This is a genomic window from Aeromicrobium flavum (genome assembly GCF_007992115.1).
Taxonomy (GTDB): domain Bacteria; phylum Actinomycetota; class Actinomycetes; order Propionibacteriales; family Nocardioidaceae; genus Aeromicrobium; species Aeromicrobium flavum.
The window spans coordinates 57,754-80,155 of record NZ_BJZQ01000001.1 but is presented as its reverse complement, the minus strand read 5'-3'; the positions used below and the strand labels follow the sequence as shown (position 1 = coordinate 80,155).

General features: G+C 70.5%; 22 protein-coding genes and 1 riboswitch. Of the genes, 9 read left to right on the top strand and 13 right to left on the bottom strand.

From position 1 onward, the window contains the following. Positions 1-34: 34 nt before the first annotated feature. On the top strand, positions 35-1,780 hold the full coding sequence (locus AFL01nite_RS00420; RefSeq protein WP_146825120.1) for an AMP-dependent synthetase/ligase: 1,746 nt from the start codon (positions 35-37) through the stop codon (positions 1,778-1,780). Between the two features lie 77 nt (positions 1,781-1,857). Here the strand turns inward: AFL01nite_RS00420 and AFL01nite_RS00415 are convergent, their stop codons facing one another. Continuing rightward, positions 1,858-2,817 carry a C40 family peptidase gene (locus AFL01nite_RS00415; RefSeq protein WP_146825119.1) on the bottom strand — a complete coding sequence of 320 codons (960 nt, stop codon included), beginning with the start codon at positions 2,815-2,817 and terminating at the stop codon, positions 1,858-1,860. 9 nt (positions 2,818-2,826) lie between these two features. Further along, positions 2,827-2,976, bottom strand: a riboswitch (cyclic di-AMP (ydaO/yuaA leader). 43 nt (positions 2,977-3,019) lie between these two features. Then, on the bottom strand, positions 3,020-3,256 hold the full coding sequence (locus AFL01nite_RS00410; protein WP_146825118.1) for a hypothetical protein: 237 nt from the start codon (positions 3,254-3,256) through the stop codon (positions 3,020-3,022). Positions 3,257-3,345: 89 nt separating this feature from the next. Between AFL01nite_RS00410 and AFL01nite_RS00405 the strand changes: the two genes are divergently transcribed. Together AFL01nite_RS00405 and AFL01nite_RS00400 are read left to right on the top strand one after the other, a co-directional pair. After that, a complete protein-coding gene (locus AFL01nite_RS00405) occupies positions 3,346-5,064 on the top strand; it encodes a DEDD exonuclease domain-containing protein (RefSeq protein WP_146825117.1) in 1,719 nt (572 codons plus the stop codon). A gap of 22 nt (positions 5,065-5,086) precedes the next feature. Continuing rightward, positions 5,087-5,365, top strand: coding sequence for an Lrp/AsnC family transcriptional regulator (locus AFL01nite_RS00400; protein WP_146825116.1), 279 nt, complete (start codon positions 5,087-5,089; stop codon positions 5,363-5,365). 21 nt (positions 5,366-5,386) lie between these two features. Here the strand turns inward: AFL01nite_RS00400 and trpD are convergent, their stop codons facing one another. Next, complete coding sequence (gene trpD / locus AFL01nite_RS00395; protein ID WP_246119530.1) at positions 5,387-6,439, bottom strand: anthranilate phosphoribosyltransferase; 1,053 nt, start codon at positions 6,437-6,439, stop codon at positions 5,387-5,389. After that, the gene (locus AFL01nite_RS15520) at positions 6,436-6,849 is read right to left on the bottom strand and encodes a response regulator (RefSeq protein ID WP_246119529.1); all 414 of its coding nucleotides are present in this window, start codon (positions 6,847-6,849) and stop codon (positions 6,436-6,438) included. Before AFL01nite_RS15520 ends, trpD begins: the two co-directional genes overlap by 4 nt. Before the next feature lie 24 nt (positions 6,850-6,873). Between AFL01nite_RS15520 and ctaE the strand changes: the two genes are divergently transcribed. The 4 genes from ctaE to qcrB all read left to right on the top strand — a co-directional run bounded on the left by ctaE (position 6,874) and on the right by qcrB (position 11,270). Then, on the top strand, positions 6,874-7,479 hold the full coding sequence (gene ctaE, locus AFL01nite_RS00390) for an aa3-type cytochrome oxidase subunit III (protein WP_146825114.1): 606 nt from the start codon (positions 6,874-6,876) through the stop codon (positions 7,477-7,479). Between the two features lie 151 nt (positions 7,480-7,630). Next, complete coding sequence (qcrC, locus tag AFL01nite_RS00385; RefSeq protein WP_146825113.1) at positions 7,631-8,470, top strand: cytochrome bc1 complex diheme cytochrome c subunit; 840 nt, start codon at positions 7,631-7,633, stop codon at positions 8,468-8,470. Beyond that, positions 8,467-9,561: a cytochrome bc1 complex Rieske iron-sulfur subunit gene (gene qcrA, locus AFL01nite_RS00380; protein ID WP_146825112.1), complete on the top strand. Its 1,095-nt coding sequence runs from the start codon at positions 8,467-8,469 to the stop codon at positions 9,559-9,561. Before qcrC ends, qcrA begins: the two co-directional genes overlap by 4 nt. After that, on the top strand, positions 9,558-11,270 hold the full coding sequence (gene qcrB, locus AFL01nite_RS00375) for a cytochrome bc1 complex cytochrome b subunit (protein WP_146825111.1): 1,713 nt from the start codon (positions 9,558-9,560) through the stop codon (positions 11,268-11,270). The genes qcrA and qcrB overlap by 4 nt, the downstream gene beginning before the upstream one ends. A gap of 62 nt (positions 11,271-11,332) precedes the next feature. Here the strand turns inward: qcrB and AFL01nite_RS00370 are convergent, their stop codons facing one another. Beyond that, on the bottom strand, positions 11,333-12,112 hold the full coding sequence (locus AFL01nite_RS00370) for an alpha/beta fold hydrolase (RefSeq protein WP_146825110.1): 780 nt from the start codon (positions 12,110-12,112) through the stop codon (positions 11,333-11,335). Positions 12,113-12,158: 46 nt separating this feature from the next. On the opposite strand from AFL01nite_RS00370, the gene AFL01nite_RS00365 reads away from it, so the two are divergent. Both AFL01nite_RS00365 and AFL01nite_RS00360 read left to right on the top strand, forming a co-directional pair. Then, positions 12,159-13,484 (top strand): condensation domain-containing protein, encoded by a 1,326-nt coding sequence (locus AFL01nite_RS00365; RefSeq protein WP_146825109.1) that lies wholly within the window; start codon positions 12,159-12,161, stop codon positions 13,482-13,484. Further along, the gene (locus tag AFL01nite_RS00360) at positions 13,481-14,056 is read left to right on the top strand and encodes an HhH-GPD-type base excision DNA repair protein (protein WP_146825108.1); all 576 of its coding nucleotides are present in this window, start codon (positions 13,481-13,483) and stop codon (positions 14,054-14,056) included. The genes AFL01nite_RS00365 and AFL01nite_RS00360 overlap by 4 nt, the downstream gene beginning before the upstream one ends. Positions 14,057-14,059: 3 nt before the next feature. Here the strand turns inward: AFL01nite_RS00360 and AFL01nite_RS00355 are convergent, their stop codons facing one another. From AFL01nite_RS00355 to AFL01nite_RS00320, 8 genes are all read right to left on the bottom strand, one after another. Continuing rightward, positions 14,060-15,247 (bottom strand): L,D-transpeptidase, encoded by a 1,188-nt coding sequence (locus tag AFL01nite_RS00355; RefSeq protein ID WP_246119528.1) that lies wholly within the window; start codon positions 15,245-15,247, stop codon positions 14,060-14,062. Between the two features lie 91 nt (positions 15,248-15,338). After that, positions 15,339-15,734: a cytochrome c oxidase subunit 4 gene (locus AFL01nite_RS00350; RefSeq protein WP_146825107.1), complete on the bottom strand. Its 396-nt coding sequence runs from the start codon at positions 15,732-15,734 to the stop codon at positions 15,339-15,341. A gap of 3 nt (positions 15,735-15,737) precedes the next feature. Then, complete coding sequence (gene ctaD, locus AFL01nite_RS00345; RefSeq protein ID WP_146825106.1) at positions 15,738-17,486, bottom strand: aa3-type cytochrome oxidase subunit I; 1,749 nt, start codon at positions 17,484-17,486, stop codon at positions 15,738-15,740. Continuing rightward, positions 17,486-18,334 carry an aa3-type cytochrome oxidase subunit II gene (gene ctaC / locus AFL01nite_RS00340; protein ID WP_146825105.1) on the bottom strand — a complete coding sequence of 283 codons (849 nt, stop codon included), beginning with the start codon at positions 18,332-18,334 and terminating at the stop codon, positions 17,486-17,488. The genes ctaD and ctaC overlap by 1 nt, the downstream gene beginning before the upstream one ends. Before the next feature lie 90 nt (positions 18,335-18,424). Further along, a complete protein-coding gene (locus tag AFL01nite_RS00335) occupies positions 18,425-19,429 on the bottom strand; it encodes a carbohydrate kinase family protein (protein ID WP_146825104.1) in 1,005 nt (334 codons plus the stop codon). A 79-nt stretch (positions 19,430-19,508) separates the two neighbouring features. Further along, positions 19,509-19,880, bottom strand: coding sequence for a HesB/IscA family protein (locus AFL01nite_RS00330; protein ID WP_146825103.1), 372 nt, complete (start codon positions 19,878-19,880; stop codon positions 19,509-19,511). Positions 19,881-20,007: 127 nt separating this feature from the next. Further along, on the bottom strand, positions 20,008-21,117 hold the full coding sequence (locus AFL01nite_RS00325) for a glycerate kinase family protein (protein WP_146825102.1): 1,110 nt from the start codon (positions 21,115-21,117) through the stop codon (positions 20,008-20,010). A gap of 1 nt (position 21,118) precedes the next feature. Then, positions 21,119-22,384: an aspartate aminotransferase type Ic gene (locus AFL01nite_RS00320; protein ID WP_146825101.1), complete on the bottom strand. Its 1,266-nt coding sequence runs from the start codon at positions 22,382-22,384 to the stop codon at positions 21,119-21,121. Between the last annotated feature and the right edge of the window lie 18 nt (positions 22,385-22,402).

Here is a 22,402-nt window from a genome sequence, read left to right as displayed (position 1 = left end):
CGGCGCCCGCGACGGGGACGGTACGGTGCTCTCTGTGAGTACGCAGAATCCCGCCGCCTCCTCCGTCCAGGACTGGGGCACGCTCAGCCAGGACATCCTCGACCGCCTCGACGCCGATCGCGACAAGCTGGCGTTGCGCCGTGTCGTCGACGGCGCGTGGGTCGACGTCACCCTGGGCCAGTTCCACGCCGAGGTGACGGCGGCCGCCAAGGGCCTCCTCGCCGGCGGCGTCGGCCACCGCGACCGCGTCGCCGTCCTGGCCAAGACGCGGTACGAGTGGACCGTCCTGGACTACGCCAACTGGTGGATCGGCGCGGTCACCGTGCCGATCTACGAGACGTCCTCGTCCTCGCAGATCGCGTGGATCCTCGCCGACTCCGGCGCGACCCACATCTTCTACGAGAACGAGGAGCACCGGAAGCGCATCGACGAGGCGCGCCCCGAGACTCCCGAGCTGACCTCGATCCGGCTGATCGACGACGTCCTGACGTCGCTGTCCGCCGAGGGCACGGCCGTCACCGACGAGGACCTCGAGGCGCGGCGCGCCGAGGTCGTCTCGTCCGACTTCGCCACCCTCATCTACACGTCCGGCACCACGGGCCGCCCGAAGGGCTGCGAGCTCACGCACGCGAACTTCCGCGCCGAGCTGCACGGGGCCCACGAGCGCCTCGAGCCGATGTTCGCCGCCGAGGGTGCCGCCACGCTGCTCTTCCTGCCGCTGGCGCACGTGTTCGCCCGCATCATCCAGGTCGGCGCCATCCGCTACGGCTCGGTGCTCGGCCACACCGCCGACATCGCCAACCTCGTGCAGCACCTGGGCGAGTTCCGCCCCACCTTCGTGCTCGCCGTCCCGCGCGTGTTCGAGAAGGTCTTCAACACCGCCAGCACGAAGGCGTACGCCGAGGGCAAGGGCAAGATCTTCGACGCCGCGGTGCGCACCGCGATCGCCTACAGCCGGGCCACCGAGACCGGCAAGGCGTCGCTGCCGCTCAAGGCCAAGCACGCGCTGTACGACAAGCTCGTCTACGGCAAGCTGCGCGCCGCCCTGGGCGGACGCGCCGAGTACGCCATCTCCGGCGGCGCTCCCCTGGGCGACCGGCTGGGCCACTTCTACCGGGCCATCGGCGTCAACGTCCTGGAGGGCTACGGCCTCACCGAGACCACCGCCGCGCTCACCGTGAACCACCCGGGCGCCCAGCGCATCGGCACCGTGGGTCCGCCCCTGCCCGGCGTCGAGGTCCGCGTGGCCGAGGACGGCGAGCTGCAGTTCCGCGGCCCGCAGGTGTTCGTCGGCTACTGGAACGCCGAGACGGCCACGCGCAACGTCCTGAGCGAGGACGGCTGGTTCTCCACCGGCGACCTCGGCGAGGTCACCGACGAGGGCTTCGTCAAGATCACCGGCCGCAAGAAGGAGCTCATCGTCACCGCCGGCGGCAAGAACGTCTCCCCCGCGATCCTCGAGGACCGCGTGCGCTCGCACCCGCTGGTCAGCCAGTGCTTGGTCGTCGGCGAGGGCAAGCCGTTCGTCGGCGCGCTCGTCACGATCGACACCGAGACCTGGGAGGGCAGCCTGGACGACCCCGCGCTGCTCGCCGAGGTCCAGAAGGCCGTCGACGACGCCAACAGCCAGGTGTCCCGCGCCGAGGCGATCCGCAAGTTCGCGATCGTCGAGGAGGACTGGACCGAGGAGAACGGCTACCTCACCCCCTCCTTCAAGGTGAAGCGCCACATGGTCGTGCGCGACCTGCACGACACGATCGAGTCGCTGTACGTGCGCTGATCCACCAGGAACGACGAAGGCCCCCGGCGTGATGCCGGGGGCCTTCGTCGTGGATGCTGCGGGCGGTGCCGCCGGTGTCAGGAGACGCGGGCGTACACGCCGAAGCCGGAGGAGAGACTCGTGATCTCGACGCTCTTGCCCGGGCGGGGTGCGTGGATGACCTTGCCGCCGCCGAGGTACATGCCGATGTGGGCCATGCTCGGGTAGGCGACGAGGTCGCCCGGCTGCAGCTCACCGGCCGAGACCTTGCGGCCGGCGGCGATCTGCGGACCGACGACGCGCGGGATCGAGACCCCGGCGGCCGCGTAGGCCTTCATCATCAGACCGGAGCAGTCCCAGCCGTTCGGGCCGGTCCCGCCGTACACGTACGGGTCGCCCAGCTGGCTCATGGCGAAGGCGATGGCCTTCTTGGCCGCGCCGGCGCCGGCGTTGCTCACGGGCGTGACGTCGCCGCCCTGGTTCATCTCGGTCCGCTCGGCCGCCGACAGCCGGGCGAGGTCGGACTTCGCCTCCCGGTAGGCGGCGGTCAGCTTCTTCTGGGTCTTCTCGGCCTTGCCCAGCTTGGCGTCCAGCTCGCGCTGGTGCTCGTCGAGCTGGGCCTGGCGCTTCTCGAGCTCGACCCGCGTGCGGGTGAAGGACTCGAGCGCGTCGGCGCGGGTGGTGTTCAGCGCGTCGATCGCACTGAGGCCCTCGATGAAGAGGTCGGGGTCCTGGCTGCCGAGCAGGCCGACGGTGGGGCCGAGCGGCTGCTCCATCTGCTGCTGGACGATGTCGGCGCCGAGCTCGTTGCGCTGGACCTTGTAGACCTTGCGGATCGAGCGGATCTCCGAGCCGACCTCGTCGATGCGCGCATCGAGGGCGTCGGCATCGGCCGTGAGCTGGTTGAGGGTCTCGTTGGCCGCCTCGGCGCGGTCGAAGGCCTTCTCGACATCGGCCCGCGTGACCTCGGGCTCGGCGATGGCCGGCGAGACGACGATGAAGGAACCGGCCACGAAGGCCGAGGCAGCCATGGCGGCTGCAGCAGTGCGGAAGCGCACGAAGAGAACTCCTGAGTACCTAGACGCCTACCAGGTGAGCTGACGGATTCGGGCCTTGGCTGCCCTACGACCGGCGAGCCGGTCGATTCACCCCACGTACCTTGGTTCCCCGGCTCGTCATCGGCCGCGGACGGCCTGACGATTCGGCGGTGTCACCGTCGGCGACACAAGACGTCACTGTACGTGGCTCCGGCAACCGGGTTCAACCCGCATCGCGGTGCGGCTCCGGATCGTTGAGCCCCACCACGAGGCGCAGCGGGGGCACCAGGCCCGAGGCCGCGAGCGTGTCGAGGGCGGCGCGCTCGTCGGCGTCGAACGCGACGTCGCTGGGCGGGCCGAGCAGGACGGAGACGACGCAGTCGCCGCACACCGCCGGGCAGCGGACCAGGCAGCTGTCGCAGTCGACCACCATCGGGGTCGTGGGTTCCATGTCGTTCATGTCCGCGACGCTAGGTGTGACGACCGACAGTTTCGTCACCCGGCGCCGCCTGACCGGATTCGTCGGACCCGCGACCTACGGTCTGACCCATGGCAACGCACCAACCCGCCTTCGACGACCCCGACATCGACTGGGGCGGTCGGCCGCTGCACGACACCACCTTCTGCGTGGTCGACCTCGAGACGACCGGCGGATCGCCCGCGAAGGGGTCGCGGATCACCGAGATCGGTGCGGTCAAGGTGCGCGGCGGTGAGATCCTGGGCGAGTTCCAGACGCTGGTGAACCCCGACCAGCTGATCCCCGCCTTCATCACGGTGCTGACCGGCATCACCGACCAGATGCTCATCGAGGCGCCCCGCATCGCCGAGGCGCTCCCCAGCTTCCTGGAGTTCGCCCACGGCACCGTGCTCGTCGCCCACAACGCGCCGTTCGACGTGGGCTTCCTCAAGCACGCCTCGAAGGAGCTCGGCATCACCTGGCCGGGCTTCGACGTCATCGACACCGTCCCCCTGGCCCGCCGAGTCCTGCTGCGCGACGAGGTCCCCAACGTCAAGCTGGCCACGCTGGCCGCCCGCTTCTCCCCCGTCCAGCCCGACCACCGCGCGCTCACCGACGCCCGTGCCACGGTCGACGTGCTGCACGCCCTCTTCGAGCGGCTCGGCACCTGGAACGTCGCGACCGTCGAGGACGTGGCCACCTTCACGTCCAAGGTCACGCCCCAGCAGCGTCGCAAGCGCCACCTCGCCGACGGCGTGCCCGACGCCCCCGGCGTCTACCTCTTCCGCGACGCCCGCGACGAGGTGCTCTACGTCGGCACGTCCCGGTCGCTGCGCACGCGCGTGCGCTCGTACTTCACCAAGGCCGAGACCCGCACCCGGATGGGCGAGATGATCTCGTTGGCCGAGCGGGTCGACACGGTCGTGTGCGCCACCGACACCGAGGCGCGCGTCCGCGAGCTGCGGCTCATCGACCGCCACCGCCCCCCGTACAACCGTCGGTCGAAGTTCCCCGAGCGCGTCTCGTGGCTGCGCCTCACCGACGAGCCGTGGCCCCGGGTCTCGGTCGTGCGCAAGGTCACCGAGGGGGCCGCCACCCACATCGGGCCGTTCGGCAGTCGCCGCCAGGCCGAGGCGGCGCTGGCCACCCTGCACGACGCCTTCCGGATCCGGCAGTGCACCGGCCGGCTCCCGATCCTGCCCAGCCGGGCCGCCTGCGTGCTGGCCGAGCTGGGTCAGTGCCTCTCCCCCTGCGACGGAGCGGTCACGTCCGAGGTCTACCTGCACGAGGTGGGCCGGGTCCGCACGGCCATGACGGCCGACCCGGTCGAGGTCGTCAGTCATCTCGAGCGGCGGATGGCCCACCTGGCCGAGTCCCAGCGCTTCGAGGACGCCGCCGTCCTGCGCGACCGCGCCGCCAGCCTTATCCGCGCGGTGCGCCGCACGCAGCGCCTCGACTCCCTCGCCCGCGAGCCCGAGGTGATCGCGGCCGCGCCCCACGACGGCGGCTGGCAGGTGCACGTGATCCGGCACGGCCGCCTGGCGGCGGCGGCCATCCTGCCGCGGCAGGTGGCCACCACCCGCGGAGCCACAGCCGGATGGGTCGACACCCTGCTCGCCACGGCCGAGTCGGTCGAGCCGGCCCTGCGGCCGATGCCGTCGGCCCTGGTCGAGGAGACCGAGAGCCTGCTGCGCTGGCTCGAGTCGCCCGGCGTGCGGATGGTCCGCGGCGCCTGGCAGTCGCCGTGGCCGGCGGCCGCGCGCCACCTCGACCGCTTCGACGTCGACCTGCAGGTCGCCCGGCTGGCCTGAGCCGCGCGGCTAGGCTGGCCCCGTGATCACCGCCATCGTCTTCATCCAGGCCGAGGTCTCGTCCATCCCCGAGACCGGCGCAGCGATCGCCGACATCCCGGGGGTCAGCGAGGTCTACTCCGTCACGGGCGACCACGACCTCATCGCGATGGTGCGCGTGCGCAACCACGATGAGATCGCCTCGGTCGTCGCCGACCGCCTCAACAAGGTGCCCGGCGTCCAGTCGACCCAGACCCAGATCGCGTTCCGCGCGTTCAGCCGCCACGACCTCGAGGACGCGTTCAGCATCGGCCTGGACTGACCTCGGTCAGTCCGCCGCGGGTCAGGCCGCGTGGCGCGAGGTGGCCTCGACCCAGCGCGCCAGGACGTCGCGCGCCGCGCCGGAGTCGATCGACTCCGTCGCCCGGGCCACGCCGGCCGCCAGTCGCTCGACGAGCGTGCCCTCGGCGTCCTCATGGGCGGCGATCGCCGCACCGGCGTTGAGCACCACCGCGTCGCGCACCGGACCGGACTCGCCCCCGAGCACCCGACGGAACACGTCGGCGTTGTGGGCGGGCTCGCCGCCGCGCAGGGCGTCGGCCGGCGCGAGCTCGAAGCCGAGGTCCCGGGGGTCGAGCACCTGCTCCTCGACCCCGGCGGCACCGGCCAGCCAGACCCGCGTCGTGGTGGAGACCGTGATCTCGTCGAGCCCGTCGTCGCCGCGGAACACGAAGGCGCTGCTGCCGCGGCGGGCCAGCACGTCGGCCATGAGCGGCGCCATCCGCGCGTCGGCGCAGCCGATGGCCGAGGCGGCCGGGCGGGCCGGGTTGGTCAGCGGGCCGAGGAAGTTGAAGAAGGTGGGCACGCCCAGCTCACGGCGGGCGGGCCCGGCGAACCGCATCGAGGCGTGGAACACCGGCGCGAAGCAGAAGGTGATGCCGGCCTCGCGGTACACGTCGAGGACGTGCTCGGCCGGGACGTCGAGGCGCACGCCCAGCTCCTGGAACACGTCGGCGGTGCCGGTCTGGCTGGAGGCGGCCCGGTTGCCGTGCTTGACGACGCCGATCCCGGCGCCGGCGGTGGTGACGGCGGCCATGGACGAGATGTTGACCGTCTTGGCCATGTCGCCACCGGTGCCGACGATGTCGACGACGCGGTCGGACAGCTCGAGGAGCGTGGCCTTGGCGTACATCGCGTCGACGAGGCCCAGCAGCTCGGTGGCGGTCTCACCCTTCGCCCGCAGCGCCACGGCGAAGCCGGCGACCTGCGCGCCCGTGGCGTCGCCGGACAGGATCTCGTTCATCGCCCACGCCGTGGCGGACGCATCGAGGTCGCGCCCGGCGAGCAGCTCGGTCAGCACGACGGGCCACGACAGGGCCCCGGCCCGGCCGCTCAAGGACGCGTGCCGGACACGACGGCGTCGCGCAGCAGCGCGATGACCGACTCGGCCAGCCGGAACGGGTCGAGCGGCTGCGGCACCACGGCGTCGGCGCGCGACCACGTGGCGAGCCACGCGTCCTGCGGACGGCCGGTCAGCACGAGGCTCGGCGGCGCCTGGTAGAGCTCGTCCTTCATCTGGCGGGCGATGCCCATGCCTCCGGCGGGGACGGCCTCGCCGTCGAGGATGGCCAGGGCGATCCCCCCGGCGTCGAGCTGCTGCCACACCACCGGCTCGGTGGCGCACTCGACGAACTCGACGGACGGCAGATCGGGGTGCGGCCGCGTGCCCAGCGCTGCGATGACGGCGGAACGGACGCCCGGATCGTCGCTGTAGAGCAGGACACGAAGGGGCTGGTGCTGGCTCACGATGGCATCGTACATAATGAGCGTGTGGCAACTACTTCTGCGATCCCCGCGTCCCGGCTCCACGGCGTCGAGGGCCGTCCGTCCTACGTGACGGTCGGCACCATCGTGTGGCTGTCCAGTGAGTTGATGTTCTTCGCGACGCTGTTCGCGGCCTACTTCACGGTGCGCAGTGTCGCCCCGGACCTGTGGGCGGCCGAGACCGAGCTGCTGAACATCCCGTTCGCCACTGCCAACACCACGATCCTGGTGCTGTCGTCGGTCACCTGCCAGCTCGGCGTCTACGCCGCGGCCAAGGGCAACGCCGCCGGGATGCGCAAGTGGTTCATCATCAGCTTCATCATGGGCGCGGTCTTCATCGCCGGTCAGGCCACCGAGTACGCCGAGCTGATCCACGAGGGCCTGACCATCCAGAGCTCCGCCTACGGCAGCCTCTTCTACCTCGCCACCGGCTTCCACGGCCTCCACGTCATCGGCGGCCTGCTGGCCTTCCTGCTGGTGATCGCGCGCACCTACGCGGCGCGCAAGTTCACCCACGAGCAGGCCGTGTCGGCCATCGTCGTGTCCTACTACTGGCACTTCGTCGACGTCGTCTGGGTGGCCCTGTTCGCGGCCATCTACATCATCCGCTGACCCCTCGGGGATAGGCGGACCTAACTACACAGTCATTCGTCGGCCCTCGCTACGCTGGAGCGAAGCATGAGGGTCCACAACGTCATGGGGACGACCGTCTGAAGCCGTCCTCACCCTGGCCCCTTTTTGACACTCAGGAACGAGGTTTTCGGTGCGGAAACTGTCGACACGCCGCCGGCATCCCATGGCGCTTCTGGCGCTTCTGGCCCTGGCGCTCTTGCTGACCGGCGCGGCGTACGCGACGGTCGCACCGGAAACGGCCACGGCCGAGTCCGCCTCCTCGGTCTCCGAGGTGGAGGCCGGACGCCAGCTCTTCGTGGTGGGCTGCGCCAGCTGCCACGGCCTCAACGCCCAGGGCATCACGACCGCCGGCGACGAGGACGAGGCCGGCAACTACGGGCCCTCCCTGATCGGCGTCGGCGCCGCCGCCGTCGGCTTCCAGATGGAGACCGGCCGCATGCCGATGGCGCAGACCGCGCCCCAGGCCCCGCGCAAGCACGTCGAGTACACGCAGGACGAGATCAACCAGATCGCGGCCTACGTCGCCTCCCTGGCCCCCGGACCGGCCCGCCCGTCCGACGAGGAGCTCAACTGGCAGAGCGTGGACAAGGAGGGCATCTCCGAGGGTGGAGAGTTCTTCCGCACGAACTGCACCGCGTGCCACAACTCGGTCGGCGCCGGCGGCGCCCTGCCGAGCGGCCGCTACGCCCCGACGCTCAAGGGCGTCGACGCGATCCACATCTACGAGGCGATGCTGACCGGACCGCAGCAGATGCCCGTCTTCTCCGATGAGGTGCTGACCCCCGAGGACAAGCGCAACATCATCGCCTACGTCAAGACCGTGCAGCAGCAGGGCAACGATGGCGGCCTCGGTGGTGGCGGCCTCGGCCCCGTCGCCGACGGCCTGTTCATCTGGCTGATCGGCATTGGCGGACTCGTCGGCTTCTCGGTCTGGATCGGTATGCACGGAACGAGGTCGAAGAAGCGATGACGACGGAAATCGAACGCACCCCCGGCGACCCCGTCGCCGACCCGGGACTGCAGCCGCACCAGTACCGCCCCCAGGACGTCGACGGCGCCCAGGAGCGCCGCACCGAGCGCCAGATCGCCTCGATGTTCGGCCTCGCGACCCTGCTGCTGCTGGGCTTCTGCGTCGCCTACTTCACGATCGACGGCGACATGCGCATCTTCGCCTTCGGCGACCCGGCGGAGGGCAACGCCTTCGGTGGCTGGTCCGCCCAGAACTTCGCCTTCGGCACCACGCTCGGCGGCGCACTGCTGCTGATCGGCATCGGTATCATCCAGTGGGCGAAGAAGCTCATGGGCGATCACGAGATGGTCGAGATGCGCCACCCCGTCCGGTCCAGCGACGGCGACCGCTCGGCCGTCATGGCCGACATCAACGCCGGCATCCAGGAGAGCGGCATCGGTCGTCGTCCCCTGATCCGCAACAGCCTGCTCGGCGCCGTCGGCGCGATGGGCCTGCCGGCGATCGTCCTGCTGCGCGACCTCGGTCCGCTCCCCCACAGCCAGGCCGAGACGGTCTGGAAGAAGGGCATGCGCGTCGTCAACGACGTCTCGGGCGAGCCGATCAAGCCCGCCGACCTCGAGGTCGGCCAGCTGGTCAACGCCGAGCCGGCCATCTTCTTCGAAACCGACGACGAGGGTCACCCCGTCGTCCACGGTCACGACCTGCTGGCCGCCAAGGCCAAGGCCGCGGTCATCGTCGTGCGAATGCGCCCGCAGGACATCACTCCGGCCAAGGGCCGCGAGAACTGGGGTGTCGACGGCATCCTGTGCTACTCCAAGATCTGCACCCACGTCGGCTGCCCGATCAGCCTGTGGGAGCAGCAGACCCACCACCTGCTGTGCCCGTGCCACCAGTCGACGTTCGACCTGGCCGACAACGGCAAGGTGATCTTCGGTCCCGCCGTCCGCTCCCTGCCGCAGCTGCCGCTCGCGGTCGACGGCGAGGGCTACCTGGTCGCGGTCAGCGACTTCCCCGAGATCGTGGCCCCGAGCTACCCCGAGCTCGCTCGCGACCAGAAGAAGCTCAACGAGAAGACCGGCGGTGACGCATGAGTCAGAACACCTTCACCCGGGTCGAGGACTCCCCGACCGGCAAGAAGCTGGCCGGCCCCGTCGGCTGGCTCGACGACCGCCTCGGCCTGGCTGCGGCGGGCAAGAAGAACCTGCGCAAGGTCTTCCCCGAGCACTGGTCCTTCATGCTCGGCGAGATCGCCCTGTGGAGCTTCGTCGTCCTGCTGCTCACGGGCGTCTTCCTCACGCTCTGGTTCGACCCGAGCATGGCCGAGGTCGAGTACACCGGCTCCTACGCGCCGCTGTACGGCATCGACATGTCGGCGGCCTACGCCTCGACGCTGGACATCTCGTTCGACATCCGCGGCGGCCTGCTGATGCGCCAGATCCATCACTGGGCGGCGCTGCTGTTCGTGGCCGCGATGATCGTGCACATGCTGCGCGTGTTCTTCACGGGCGCGTACCGCAAGCCGCGTGAGATCAACTGGATGATCGGCGTCGGCCTGCTGGCGCTGGGCATGGTCGAGGGCTTCGCGGGCTACTCGCTGCCCGACGACCTGCTGTCGGGCACCGGCCTCCGGTTCGTCGACGGCCTGATCCGCTCGATCCCGCTGGTCGGCTCGTACCTGGAGTTCTTCATCTTCGGTGGCGAGTTCCCCGGAGAGATCATCATCCCGCGCCTCTACATGGCCCACATCCTGCTGATCCCCGCGATCCTGCTGGGCCTGATCGGCGCGCACATGCTGCTGCTCGTCTACCACAAGCACACGCAGTGGCCCGGCGCCGGTCGCACCAACGAGAACGTCGTCGGCTACCCGATGCTCCCCGTCTACATGGCTAAGGCCGGCGGCTTCTTCTTCATCGTGTTCGGCTTCCTGGCCCTCATGGGCGCGCTGATCCAGATCAACCCGGTGTGGGCGTACGGCCCGTACAACCCGTCCGAGGTCACGGCCGGCTCGCAGCCCGACTGGTACATGGGCCTGTCCGAGGGCCTCGTGCGCCTCATGCCGCCGCTCGAGACCACGTGGTTCAACCGCACGTGGACCTGGAGCGTCTTCCTGCCGGGCGTCGGCGGCCTGGGCGTCCTGTTCACGTCGCTGGCCCTGTGGCCGTTCATCGAGCGTTGGATCACCGGCGACACGCGTGAGCACCACCTGCTCGAGCGTCCCCGCAACGCGCCGGTGCGCACCGCCCTCGGCGCCGCGGGCATCACCGCCTACGTCGTCGGCCTCATCGCCGGCGGCAACGACATCATCGCGCTGAAGTTCGGCCTGGACATCTTCGCGATCACGTGGGTGCTGCGGTTCGGGCTGTTCATCTTCCCGGTCATCGCGTTCATCGTCACCAAGCGCATCTGCATCTCGCTGCAGCGCAAGGACAACGAGACGCTCACCCACGGCTGGGAGACCGGTGTCATCGACCGCTCCCCCGACGGCGGGTACGCCGAGCGTCACGCCCCGTTGCCCGACACGGCGGCGTACGCGCTCACCGGTTCGCGCGAGCGTCTGCCCGAGCTCGAGGCCGAGACCGTGCACAAGAGCGACGCGTACGGTGTCCGCAACCCGGACTACCGCAAGCAGTCCTTCCGGCAGAAGATGCGGAAGTTCTACTACGACGGCTCCGTCGACAAGCCGACCAGCCACGACATGGACCACGCGTCCGAGCACCTGGCCGGTGGCGGCGAGCACCCGGTCGTCCTGGGAGACGACTTCCAGGGCGTCTCCGAGACGGGCGTCCCGCGCGTCCACTGATCCGCACCTCACGAGGGCCCCGACCGTTGCGGTCGGGGCCCTCGTGCGTCCGGGCGTGGTTGTCAGGCGTAGCGCGCGATGTCCGCGGCGAGGATCGTCGGCCAGCGGTCGACGTCGTCGGGCGTCTGCGCCACCTGCAGGCTCGCGTGCGGCATCAGCTCGACGAGCGCCTCGGCCGTGGAGACCGGGTGGGCCGGGTCGCCCACCCACGCCAGGATGGTCGTCGGCTGGTCCAGGCGCGCGACATCCTCCGGAGCGGGTAGGTCGCTGAGCGCCGCACCTCGCAGCAGCGCAGGTAACAGCTCCTGTCGGACGTGGGGCACGGTGTCGGGACGGCCGACGGCGGCCGGGGGCTGCGGGGCCACCCGGGCCGCCTCGAGGATCTGGTGGAGGCCCCCGGACTCGACGAGGTCGGCCATCTGGCGGTACTCCCCCGCCTGCGCCGTCCGGGTGGCCCACGCCGTCGGCGGCAGCAGCAGCGTGAAGCCGCTGAAGCGCTCCGGCTCGCGCACGGCGGCATGCAGGAGGGTGCCGGTGCCCATCGACGGCCCGACGCCGTGGACGGGCTCGTCCGGGAACCAGTGGTCCAGCAGGCGCAGCAGGTCGTCGGCCAGCGACGGCCACGTGTAGTCCTCGGGCACGGCACGGCCCGTGGAGTGACCGTGGCCCCGCGCGTCGTAGCGCAGCAGCCGGGTGTCGGACAGCCCGCGGCCCAGGTCGAGGTCCAGGACCCGGTCCCGCGACCGGCTGGAGGTCAGCCCGTGGAGCTGCACCACGGCGTGCCCGGACTCGTCGCTGAAGGCCCATGCGAGCTCGGCACCGGGAACCACGAACCTGTGCACGTCGCCTCCCGCGGTGCTGGTCGGATCAGGGGAATAGGTTACTGGCATGCGACTCACGCACGTCGCGCACCTGCGCCTGCCGTTCGGTCCGCTGCTCAGCCACGACCTGACGGTGTCCGAACCGGGTCCGCCGCTGCCGGTCTCCTTCGACCAGGCCCGCCACGTGGGTCTCGGCGACCGCGCGGGCTCCTGGATGGCGCTGGCGATGCGCCTGCCCGCTCCTGTCCCCCGTGACGACCTCGCTGCGGCCTGGCGGGCGGTGGTGGAGGCGCACGGGACGCTGCGCACCGTCTTCGTGCCGCACGAGGACGGCCCGCCCACCCTGCACGAGGTCGGTGTCGCGGCCGGCGACTGGACCGAGCACGAGGTGGCGCCGGGCCAGGCGATGAACCACGCCCTCGCGGCCGTCCTGGACGCGGGGTGCCGACCCTTCGCGCGTCCGTCCCATCGCTTCTGCGTCATCGAGACGACGGACGGGCCCACCCTCGTCGTGGCCGCCGACCATGCCCACGTCGACATGTGGTCCATGCTCGTCATCGCCCGAGACGTCCTGTCAGCGCTCGACCAGATCCGCGCGGGCGTGGATCCGGTCCCGGCCGCGACCCCGGCCTTCTCCGAGCACACCGTGGCGCTCGAGCAACGACCGCCCGCACCCGCCGAGGTGCACCGCCGGTGGGCGGAGGTGATCGAGTCCGGAGGCGGCGCGATGCCGCGCTTCCCCCTCCCCCTCGGCGACCCCACGCCCCAGCCCGAGCGCGTCGTCATCCGCGACGTCCTCGACCTCGAGAGCCTCGCCGCGTTCTCGGCGCGGGCCGCCACCGAGGGCGTCTCCACCCTCGCCCTGGCGGTGGCGGTGATGACGGCCACCACGCGCGAGCTCGCCGGCATCGCCCTGCGCACCGTGTTCCCCGTGCACAGCCGCTACGAGGACCGCTGGCACGACTCGGTGGGCTGGTTCATCACCAACGCCGTGCTCGAGTCCCCCGACCCCGATCCGAAGGCGTGCTCCTCCGCCGTCCGTGAGGCCATCCGGCTCGGCTCGTGGCCGTTGGCCGACATCATGACCCCGTGGGGCGGGATGCCGGAGGCTCCGGGGATGTTCGCGGTCTCGTGGCTCGACATGCGCCGGTTGCCGGTCCGGATCGACACGGCCGGCCTCGACGCCCAGTACGTGAGCGCCGCGATCACCACCAGCGGCGTCATGCTGTGGTTCATCATCGACGACACCGGCGTGCACCTGCGCTGCCGCTACCCGGACACCCACGTCGCACGCCGCAGCGTCGGTGCCTGGCTCGACGACCTCGTCGCCCGCATGCGCGACGTGGCGGCCGGTGCCCAGCTCCCGGCCGTAGGGGCGAGGATGGGGGCATGAGCCTCTCCATCACCGGCGACCCCGCGGCCGACCAGCTGTTGACCGACGACCCCTTCGCGCTCCTGGTCGGGATGCTGCTCGACCAGCAGGTCAGCATGGAGTCCGCGTTCGCGGGCCCGGCGAAGATCCGCGACCGGGTGGGCACGCTCGACCCCGCCGAGATCGCCGGTCAGGACCCCGAGTCGCTCGAGGCGGTCTTCCGGCAGACCCCGGCCGTGCACCGCTACCCCGGCTCCATGGCCGGCCGGGTGCAGGCCCTCGCGGCCACCGTGCGCGACGAGTGGGGCGGCGACGCCTCCGCGATCTGGACGCAGGACTCCCCCGACGGCGCCACCGTGCTGAAGCGGCTCAAGGCGCTGCCGGGCTTCGGTGAGCAGAAGGCCAGGATCTTCCTCGCCCTGCTCGGCAAGCAGTACGGCTACGCGGGCGACGGGTGGCGCGAGGCGGCCGGGGACTACGGCCAGCCCGGGTACCGCAGCGTCGCCGACATCACGAGCCCGGAGTCGTTGACGAAGGTCCGGGAGTTCAAGCGCGAGCAGAAGGCCGCCGCGAAGGCCGCCAAGGCCCGCTGAGGGTCAGGCGGCGTCGGCCCCGGCCGCCAGCGCCGAGCCCTCGAGCCACTCGTCCCACGACCGGTTCCAGTCGGTCCAGCCGTTGCCCGGCTCCAACCGGCGCGGACTGCCGATGTAGTTGACGACGTCGCCGCGCTTGGTCTGGGCGAACACCCACGCCGCGTCCTTCGTGCTCATGCCGACGCAGCCGTGGCTGACGTTGGCGTTGCCCTGGGAGGCGGCCGACCACGGTGCCGCATGCAGGAACTCGCCGGAGTTCGTCACGCGCATCGCCCACTTGACGCCCTTGAGGTTGTAGTAGCCGGGGTCGTCGGAGTCGACCCCGGTGGTCGCCGCGTCCATGTCGATCGAACGGTGCTTCTCCATCACGACCTTGACGCCGTTACGGCTCCGGTGCTTCGCGTCGCCGGTCGACACCGGGATCACCCGGCGGTTCTTGCCGTTGATCTTCACGGTCAGGCGGTGGCGCTTCGTGTCGACCACGTGCACCACGGAGCGCCCCACCGTGAAGTCCACGTGCTGGTCCTGCTGGCCGTAGACCCCCTCGCCGGCGTGCACGCTGTTGAGCGCCAGGTCGACCGAGACCTTCGTGCCGGGCTTCCAGTACTGCCTCGGACGCCAGTGCGCCGTGTGGTTGCTCAGCCAGTACCAGCCGCCCACGGTCGCCGGCTCGGCCGTGACCTTCATCCGCTTCTCGAACGCGGCCCGGTCCCTGACGGGGACGTCGAAGCTGACGATCACGGGCATGCCGACCCCGACGGTCTCATCCTGCAGCGGCGCCACCGCGGGGTACGTCTGCTCGTCGAGGGTCAACGCCTTCGTGGTGAACCGCGTCACCGACGAGACCTTCTTGCCGTCGTCGCCGGTGCCTGCGGCCGTCAGCACGTACGACGTCGCCGGCTCGAGGAGCTGCTGAGCGGTCCAGCGGACCCCGTGGATCTCCCCGGGGACTGTGGCCTTGCCGTCCTGCGAGACCAGCGAGACCTCCGAGAGGTCGCCGTCGAAGCCGTCGACGGTGACCAGCGTGTCGACGGGCACGTCGGAGTCACCGGACTCGACGCTGGTCGAGATCGACAGCGGATCCTTCGCCGCGATCACGTCGACCGGGTTGCTCACTCCCCCGTCGGTGCAGCCCGACAGCACGAGCACCGCGACGGACAGGGCCATGACCAGGCGTCCCACACTTCTCACGCCTGAGAGTCTAGGCAGCCGCCCCAGCCGGGAGGACGACGAAACGCCCCCGGCGTGAAGACACCGGGGGCGTTGACGCGAGACGGACGACTCAGTGAGCGTGCGCGCCTCGGTAGTACTCGAAGATCCACCCGATGACGCAGATGGCGCCGATCGGCACGGCCATGATGAACATCCACCAGCCGAACACGACACCGAGCACGAGCAGGCCGAACGCCATGGCGGCGAACAGCGGCCACCAGCTGTAGGGCGGGAAGAAGCCCAGCTCGCCCGCGCCCTCGGCGATCTCGCCGTCCTTGCGGTCCTCAGGACGCTCGGGGATCGCCTTGGTGACGAACCACAGGTAGAAGCTGATCATGAAGAACAGCAGCATCGCCATGACGAGGGCGACCGTGCCGGTCACCTCGTGCGCGACCGCCCAGTAGACGGGGGTCACGATGACGAAGAAGACGCCACAGCTCAGGAACAGCCAGAACTCCTTGCGCACCGCTCACTCACCAGCCTTGGGGTTGTTGCCGCCGAGCGCCTCGCGACGACCCTCGAGATCGGGGGTGTCGGCCAGCGGCTCGTTGGCGTCGGGGTTCTGGGCCATCTCCAGCTCGACCACGTCGGGGTGGTGCAGGTCGAACGCGGGGCTCTCCGAGCGGATCCGCGGCAGCGACACGAAGTTGTGGCGCGGCGGCGGGCTCGAGGTGGCCCACTCCAGCGTGCGTCCCCAGCCCCACGGGTCGTCCTGGCGGACCAGGGGCGCCTGACGGGACTTCCAGACGTTGTACAGGAACGGCAGCGTCGAGGCGCCGAGCAGGAACGCGCCGATCGTGGAGATCTCGTTGAGGCGCGTGAAGCCGTCACCGGGCAGGTAGTCGGCGTAGCGACGCGGGAAGCCCTCGACGCCGAGCCAGTGCTGCACCAGGAAGGTCAGGTGGAAGCCGACGAACAGCAGCCAGAAGTGGATCTTGCCCAGCTTCTCGTCGAGCATCCGGCCGGTGATCTTGGGCCACCAGTAGTAGTAGCCCGCGAACATCGCGAAGACGACCGTGCCGAAGACCACGTAGTGGAAGTGCGCCACCACGAAGTAGGTGTCGGACAGGTGGAAGTCCAGCGCCGGCGAGGCCAGCACGATGCCCGTGAGGCCACCGAAGAGGAAGGTCGTCAGGAAGCCCAGCGCGAAGAGCATGGGCGAGTCGAACGACACCGATCCGCCCCACATCGTGCCGATCCAGTTGAAGAACTTCACGCCGGTCGGCACACCGATCAACAAGGTCATGAAGCTGAAGAACGCGAGGTTCACCGCTCCCGTGACGAACATGTGGTGCGCCCAGACCGCGGCCGAGAGGACGGCGATCGCGAGCGTCGCGCCGACCAGGCCGACGTAGCCGAAGACCGGCTTGCGGCTGAAGACGGGCAGCACTTCGGTGATGATGCCGAAGAACGGCAGCGCGATGATGTACACCTCCGGGTGACCGAAGAACCAGAACAGGTGCTGGTACATGATCGGGCCGCCGGTCGACGGGTCGAACACGTGCGCGCCGAGCATGCGGTCCGCGCCCAGCGCCAGCAGCGCCGCGGCGAACACCGGGAAGACGACGATGATCAGGATGCTCGTGACCAGCGTGTTCCACACGAAGATCGGCATGCGGAACATCGTCATGCCGGGGGCGCGCATGCAGAAGATCGTGGTGATGAAGTTGACGGCGCCCAAGATGGTGCCCAGACCCGACATGTACAGGCCCATGACCCACAGGTCGCCACCCACGCCGGGGCTGTTGATCGAGTCCGACAGCGGCATGTACGCGAACCAGCCGAAGCTGGCGGCGCCGCCGGGAACGATGAAGCCGGAGACCGCGATCAGCGAGCCGAACAGGTACAGCCAGTAGCTGAACATGTTCAGGCGCGGGAACGCGACGTCGGGCGCGCCGATCTGCAGCGGCATGATCATGTTGCCGAACGCGAAGAACAGCGGCGTCGCGAACATCAGCAGCATGATCGTGCCGTGCATCGTGAACAGCTGGTTGTACGTCTCGTCACCGACGAACTGTCCACCCGGGCGGGCGAGCTCGGCGCGGATGATGAGCGCCAGGATGCCGCCGAAGATGAAGAAGAAGAACGTCGTGACGGCGTACATCTGACCGATGACCTTGTGGTCGGTCGTCGTCAGCAGCGTGAAGGCCTTCGTCCCGAGCGTGCGCTCCTTGGCGGGAGTCCGTGCCTCGGGGGCGTCGAACGTTGCGGTGGCCATCAGTCCTCCGTGTCGCTCTCGCCGCTGGCCTCGAGGCCGGCGACGGTGTCAGCTGTGGTCGAGCCCTGGGGCGTGCCGATCTGTCCGGCGGACTCGAGCTCGGCCAGGTGGGCCTCGTACTCGTCGGCGGACACGACCTTGACCTTGAACAGCATGCGGGTGTGGTAGACGCCGCAGAGCTCGGCGCAGCGACCGGTGAAGGTGCCCTCGCGGTTCGGCGTCATCGTGAATGAGTTGTTGCCGTCCTTGCCGGGGATGTTGCCCGGGACGACGTCCATCTTGAAGTAGAACTCGGGGACCCAGAACGAGTGGATGACGTCCGGCGAGATCAGCTCGAACTTGACCGACTCGTTGACCGGGAGCCACAGCTCGGGCAGGTTCGCGGTGTCGCCCTGGTCGTAGACCGGCTCACCGCCGGGCGCGCCCTCGAGGTAGTTGAAGGTCCACTGCCACTTGCTGCCGACGACCTCGATGGTGTGGTCGGGGTTCTCGACCTCTTCGAGCTGGGCGTTCTGCGACTCCACGGTGTGGAAGAAGAACACGGCGACGATGATCACCGGGGCGATCGTGTACAGCGCCTCCAGGGGCAGGTTGTAGCGAACCTGGACGGGCGCGGGATCGTCGACGTTCTTCCGGCGGTAGCGGATCGGCGCATAGAGGATCATGCCGAACACGAGCAGGAAGACCACCAGCACGGCGATCCAGGTGCCGAGCCACAGGTACCACATGTGGATGGATCGGTCGGATCCGGCCACAGGGAGCGCGAGTCGGCTCAGGTCCGACTCGTCCAGGGGCGAGCAGCCACCGAGCATCACGGCGGCCAGGGCGGTGAGAACCGCCAATTTCATGCGACCCACGGAGCGCCTTTCTCAGAAGGTTTCGACCACACAGGGTTTTGAAGAACAGTAACGCAGACGACCGGGTCGCGGCGGGTTAGGTCAGCCTGACTTGACGGCGGCCTCATGGCTGATCGAGAGCGCTGCGCCGATCTCCTCGCGCGCCTGATCACCGTACGTGGCGCCGACCCGGTCGAGGAACCCGGCACGGTCCAGCACGTACTCCTGCGTGCCGATCGTCTCGACCACGCTGGCCGCGATCGTGCACCCGACCTGGGCCGCCCGCTCGAGCGGGAGACCGGCCGCGACACCGGCCATGAAGCCGGCGCGGAAGCTGTCGCCCACACCCGTCGGGTCGACGGCGGTGACGCCGTCGATGGCGCGGACCTGGTGGACCGTGCCGTCGGCCTCGTGGACGACGCAGCCGTCCTTGCCGTGCGTGACGACGCGGACGCCGACCCGCTCGGCGATGTCGGCGTCGCTCCAGCCGGTCTTCTTGGCGATGAGCGCGGCCTCGTAGTCGTTGCTGAACAGGTAGGCGGCGCCGTCGATCAGGGCGCGGATGAGCTCGCCGTCGGCCCAGGCGAGCTGCTGGGACGGGTCGGCGGCGAACGGGATGCCGAGCTCACGGGCGGTGCGCGTGTGCCGCAGCATGCCGTCCGGGTCGTCGGGGCCGATCAGGAGGAGGTCGATGGGGTTCTCGGCGTGCAGCGCCGCGACGTCGATCTCGCGGGCCTGCGACATGGCGCCGGGGTAGAACGTCACGATCTGGGCGTGCGCCTCGTCGGTCGTGATGGTGCACAGCGCGGTGTGCAGCGACGGGTGCACGAGCACGCGGTCGCAGTCGACGCCGGCCTCCTGGAGCCACGCGCGGTAGCCGAGGTCGAAGTCGCGCCCGACGGCAGCGACGAGGGTCGGCTGCAGGCCCAGGCTGCCGAGTCCGAACGAGATGTTGGCGGCGCAGCCGCCACGGCGGACGTCGAGGTCCTCCACGAGGAACGACACCGCCAGCTTGTCGAGCTGGTCGGGGACGAGCGAGTCGGAGAACTTCCCGGCGAAGGTCTGCAGGTGGTCGGTGGCTACCGATCCGGCGATGGCGAGGTGCACGGCCGCCACCATATGCGATCGGGGCACGCCTCCGGAAACCCCGGTGGCGTGCCCCGATCGCAGGTCGGTGCGCTACGACTCAGTGGAAGGAGTCGCCGCAGGCGCAGGAGCCGGTCGCCATCGGGTTGTCGATGGTGAAGCCCTGCTTCTCGATGGTGTCGACGAAGTCGATGGTGGCGCCGTGCAGGTACGGCAGGCTCATCCGGTCGACGACGACGTTGACGCCCTCGAACTCGCGGATCTCGTCGCCGTCGAGCGTGCGCTCGTCGAAGAAGAGCTGGTAGCGCAGGCCCGAGCAGCCGCCGGGCTGCACGGCGATGCGCAGCGCGAGGTCGTCGCGGCCCTCCTGCTCGAGCAGGCTCTTGACCTTGCCGGCCGCCCCGGCGCTCAGGGTGATCCCATCGGCGGGCGTGGTGGCGGTTTCGGTGCTGGTCTGGTCCGTGGCGGTCATCGAGGCTCCTCGGTCTTCGGATGGATCGGTGCTGTCAGTTGGAACACAGCCCGGTCCGGTTCGATTCCCATGGTACGCGGCCGGACGTGGGAATCGAGCGTCGCGGCCGGTCCGCGGACCGGCGGGCTCAGGTCGACCAGGACCGGGCGACCCGGGCGGCGAGGTCGGCGAGGTGCCGGGCGGGCTCGGCCAGCGCGGCCTGCTCCCCCACCCGGTCGACCAGTCCGTAGGCGGACTCGACGCCCAGCGCCCGCATCTCGCGGCTGCCGACGTCGACCCGACCGGCCAGCACCACGCAGGGCGTGGCGTGCCGCATGGCGACCGAGGCGACGCCGTGCACGACCTTGCCCGCACGGGAGGAGTAGTCGAAGGCGCCCTCGCCCGAGACGACGAGGTCGGCGCCGGCCACGAGGTCGTCCAGCCCCGCCTCCCGCGCGACCAGGCCAATGCCCGAGGTGACCTCGGCACCGAGCACCAACAGGGCGAACCCGAGGCCGCCGGCCGCACCGGCACCCTTCGCGTCGGCGACGCGCCGCTCGGCGGGTGTCGTGCCGCAGACTGCGTCGACGAAGCGGTCGAGGCGGTGGTCGACGGTGAGGATCTGCTCGTCCGAGAGACCCTTTTGCGGTCCGAAGGTGCGCGCGGCGCCGAACATGCCCAGCAGGGTGGTCTCGACGTCGGCCGCGACCACGAGCTCGACCCCGGCGAGGCGGGCCCGCGCCGGCGCCAGGTCGACCGCGGTGACACCCTCGAGCCCGTCCGGCCCGGCGTCGAGCGGCACGTCCGCGTGGGCACCGAGCCCCGCGAGCAGTCCGGCACCGCCGTCGCTCGTGGCGCTGCCCCCGAGTCCGACGACGATGCGTCGTGCTCCCCCGTCGACCGCCGCCGCGACCGCCAGCCCGACCCCGAGGGTGGAGGCGATCATCGGCCGCGGCTCCGGCACGAGGTGCAGGCCGCACGCCTGGGCGGACTCCAGGTAGACCGTGTCGCCGACCACGAGCAGGGTGACCGGCGTGGGCTCCCCCAGCGGTCCCGGCACCGTGACGACCTCCAGGCGCGCGGCACCGCCGAAGGCCCCGTGGAGGGCATCGACGAAGCCCGGGCCGCCGTCGGCCATCGGCGCCTCGACGAGCTCGACACCGGGTGCGGCGCGGCGCCAGCCGTCGGCGATGGCGCGCGCCGCCTCCGGCGCGGTCAGGGTGCCCGCGAACTTGTCGGGGGCGACGACGATGCGCACGTCAGCCGGCGACGGCCTTCTCGGCCGCGGCGAGCAGCACGCAGGTCGTGAGGCCCTCCATCGCCTGCGTCAGCTCGTCGAGCGGCGGGAAGGACGGGGCGATCCGGATGTTGCGGTCGCGCGGGTCCTTGCCGTACGGGAACGAGGCGCCGGCGGGCGTCAGCGAGATGCCCGCCTCCTTGGCCAGCTGCACGACGCGCGAGGCCGTGCCGTCGACGACGTCGAGGCTGACGAAGTAGCCGCCCTTCGGCTCGGTCCACGAGGCGACGCCGTGCGGGGCGAGCCGCTCGGACAGGATCCGCAGGACCGTGGCGAACTTCGGCGCCAGGATCTCGCGGTGACGCGCCATGAGGTCCAGCACGCCCTGGGCGCTGCCGAGGAACTGGGCGTGGCGCAGCTGGTTGACCTTGTCGGGGCCGATCGTGCGGATCGCCGTGTGCGACAGGTACCAGGCGATGTTCGCCGGCGATCCGGCCAGGAAGCTCACGCCCGAGCCGGCCAGCGTGATCTTGGAGGTCGAGGCGAACATCAGCGGCCGCTCGGGGTGACCCGCGGCGGAGCACAGGCCGAGGATGTCGGCCGACTTCGCGTGGTCCTCGGTCAGGTCGTGCACCGCGTAGGCGTTGTCCCACAGGATCCGGAAGTCGGGCGCCGCCGTCTGCAGGGCGGCGAGCTCGGCCGCGACCTCCTCGCTGACGACCGCGCCGGTCGGGTTCGCGTAGGTCGGGACGATCCAGATGCCCTTCACGGCCGGGTCGGCGACGTGCTCGCGCACCGCGGCCATGTCGGGGCCGTCCACGAGCATCGCGATCGGGATCATCTCGATGCCGAGGTGCTCGCAGATCGCGAAGTGACGGTCGTAGCCCGGCGCCGGGCACAGGAACTTGACCGGGCCGTCGCGCCACGGCGTGGGCTGCTCCGGCGTGCCGTGCAGCAGCGCGAAGACGATCGAGTCGTGCATCATCGACAGGCTGGCGTTGTTGCCGGCCAGCAGCTGCTCGACCGGGACGCCCAGCAGTTCGGCGAAGATCGCGCGCAGCTCGGCCAGGCCGGTGCCGCCGCCGTAGTTGCGCACGTCGACGCCGCCGGACACGTGGTCCTGCACCGGCGTCGTCAGCAGGTCCTGCGAGAGGTCGAGCTGGGCCGCCGAGGGCTTGCCGCGCGTGATGTCGAGCTTCAGCCCCGCCTGCTGCAGCGCGGCGTACGCCTGCTGCTGCTCGGCCAGGAACGCGTCGATCTGGTCTCGGGAGAGGGAGTCGAGGGTCACACGGTCAAGGTATCGCGC